Source organism: Intrasporangium sp. (genome assembly GCF_032907665.1).
In the GTDB taxonomy this organism is placed as follows: domain Bacteria; phylum Actinomycetota; class Actinomycetes; order Actinomycetales; family Dermatophilaceae; genus Intrasporangium.
The window spans coordinates 4,340-6,569 of the sequence record NZ_JAJJPG010000165.1; the positions used below are offsets into that span (position 1 = coordinate 4,340).

At 68.2% G+C, this 2,230-nt stretch carries 4 protein-coding genes; 1 reads left to right on the forward strand and 3 read right to left on the reverse strand.

What is annotated here, in order from left to right:
- Positions 1 to 92 precede the first annotated feature (92 nt).
- Genes LOY02_RS17050 through LOY02_RS17060 form a run of 3 tightly spaced genes read right to left on the reverse strand, consistent with a single transcriptional unit; the run spans position 93 to position 1,915 of the window.
- Positions 93 to 548 (reverse strand): SufE family protein, encoded by a 456-nt coding sequence (locus tag LOY02_RS17050; RefSeq protein ID WP_317183566.1) that lies wholly within the window; start codon positions 546 to 548, stop codon positions 93 to 95.
- Positions 545 to 1,438, reverse strand: a complete 894-nt coding sequence (locus LOY02_RS17055) for a sulfurtransferase (RefSeq protein WP_317183567.1) — start codon at positions 1,436 to 1,438, stop codon at positions 545 to 547. The genes LOY02_RS17050 and LOY02_RS17055 overlap by 4 nt, the downstream gene beginning before the upstream one ends.
- A 45-nt stretch (positions 1,439 to 1,483) precedes the next feature.
- Complete coding sequence (locus tag LOY02_RS17060; RefSeq protein ID WP_317183568.1) at positions 1,484 to 1,915, reverse strand: MerR family DNA-binding transcriptional regulator; 432 nt, start codon at positions 1,913 to 1,915, stop codon at positions 1,484 to 1,486.
- 107 nt (positions 1,916 to 2,022) lie between these two features.
- Between LOY02_RS17060 and LOY02_RS17065 the strand changes: the two genes are divergently transcribed.
- A partial coding sequence (locus tag LOY02_RS17065) for an acyl-CoA dehydrogenase family protein (protein ID WP_317183569.1) occupies positions 2,023 to 2,230 on the forward strand: 208 nt, incomplete at its 3' end.

The following is a 2,230-nucleotide window of genomic DNA, read 5'->3' on the forward strand; positions in this document are numbered from 1 at the left end:
GCTGCGGCAGTGCTCAGTCTCGGTGAGCAGTGCCGCAGGGAGGGATCAGGCAACCTGTGCCATCGGCAGGCGAGCGATGCCGCCAGCCGCGGTCAGGGTGCGGACTTCTCGCGTACCTGACGCTTGATGCGTGCCAGCATCGCCGCCATGCCGCGTAGCCGGAGCGGTGAGACGGCCTCGGCCAGCCCGAAGCGCATCGGCACGTCGTCCGGGACGCCGAGCACCTCCTCGGCGTTGAGCCCATCAAGCCCCTCGTGGAGGATGCCGGCGAAGCCGCGCGTCGTGGGCGACTCCGCAGGGGCGTCGAAGTACAGGTGGACGCGGCGGTCTGCCAGGGATGCTCCGTCGTCGACCTCGACGACGAGGAACAACGGCGACTGGCACTCGTCGACGCGCTCGAGCTTGTCGAGCTGGCCCTCGTAACGCTCGGGCAGGCCCGGGAGCTCGTCGCTGAACTCGAGCAGCAGCTGCAGCTTGAGGTCGTTGCTCGCGGAGCGGAACTCCTCGGCGATCTCAGCGAGGGACTGGGGGAGCGGGGTGCCGATCACTTCTCGATGGGCACGCGCACGGCGTTGCCCCACTCCGTCCACGAACCGTCGTAGTTGCGCACCGACTCGAAGCCGAGCAGGTGAGTCAGCACGAACCAGGTGTGCGACGAACGCTCACCGATGCGGCAATAGGCGACCACGTCGTCGTCCGGCGAGAGCCCTTGCTCCTCGCGATAGATCGCCTCGAGCTCCTCGCGGGACTTGAAGGTGCCGTCCTCGTTGGCGGCGCGCGCCCAGGGCACGGACTTCGCACCCGGGATGTGTCCACCCCGCATCGCGCCCTCCTGCGGGTAGTCCGGCATGTGGAGCAGCTCGCCGGAGTACTCACCGGGAGAGCGGACGTCGACGAGGGGCTTGCCGAGGTGGGCGAGCACGTCCTCCTTGAACGCGCGGATCGGCGCGTCGTCACGCTCCGCGACCGGATAGCTGACCGGTGTCGGAGTGGGCACCTCGCGGGTGAGCTCGCGGCCCTCGGCGATCCAGATGGCTCGTCCGCCGTCAAGAAGGCGGACGTCCTCGTGGCCGAAGAGGGTGAAGACCCACAGGGCATAGGCGGCCCACCAGTTCGACTTGTCGCCGTAGATGACGACCGTCGTGTCTCGCGAGATCCCGCGTGAGCCCATGACCTCGGCGAACCGGGCGCCGTCGACGTAGTCGCGGGTGACCGGGTCGTTGAGGTCGAGATGCCAGTCGATCTTGAGCGCGCCGGGAATGTGGCCGGTGTCGTAGAGCAGGACGTCCTCGTCGGACTCGAGCAGGGCGATACCGTCCGGGCCGCCGACTCGGCCCGCCTCGAGCTGCTCAGCGAGCCAGTCCGTCGTGACGAGTCGCTCCGGGTGGGCGTAGGCCGAGATCCTGGCCTCCGCGGACGTCGTGTTGTCGCCAGTCATACAGACCATGGTGTCACGGCGACTCGAACGCACCGCAGGTGGAGGTCATGACCTCGAGTTCTGGACGGTGCCGTCCTGAGCGTCCGACTCCGTCCCCTCGAGACGGTCGAGGTCTGCACGGCAGCGACGCTCGAACTCGCCGAGCTCGGCGATGGCGTCCTGGACGTCCCTGAGCCGCTGCTCCAGGTCGGCGCGGCGCTCATCGATCTGCCCCAGGACGTACTCGAGCTGGGCGCGGCGCCCGCGTGGCGCGTCGAACAGGCCGATGATCGTGCGGATCTCCTCGAGCGGGAAGCCGAGCCTCTTGCCCCGCAGGATGAGGGCCAGCCGGGTCCGGTCGCGGCGGTGGTAGATCCGTTGGGTCCCCCGGCGCTCCGGAGAGATCAGCCCGAGGTCCTCGTAGTGGCGCACGGTGCGGTGGGTCACGCCGAACTCGTCGGCGATCTGCGCGATCGTCCAGGTCGGGCCACTTGTCATGTCATCGATCATGCTTTACGTTTACGTAAGCGTCAACTAGGTGGGACTGCGCCACCATCCCGGAAGAGCCACCCGACTCGGGTCAGGTGGACATGGAGGAAATGCCGATGTTCGAGCTGAGCCAGGAGCACGAGGACTTCCGCAAGGTCGTCAGGGACTTCGCCGAGAAGGAGGTCGCCCCGAACATCGCGGAGTGGGATCGCAACGAGCACTTCCCGACCGACCTCGTGCCCAAGATGGGCGAGCTCGGCCTCTTCGGGCTCGTCGTGCCCGAGGAGTACGGCGGCAGCGCCGACCACGGCCAGGGCGACTTCA

Coding starts and splice junctions, on each gene's coding strand:
- LOY02_RS17055 (WP_317183567.1), bottom strand. CDS start 1,438: ATGACTGGCGACAACACGACGTCCGCGGAGGCCAGGATCTCGGCCTAC.
- LOY02_RS17060 (WP_317183568.1), bottom strand. CDS start 1,915: ATGACAAGTGGCCCGACCTGGACGATCGCGCAGATCGCCGACGAGTTC.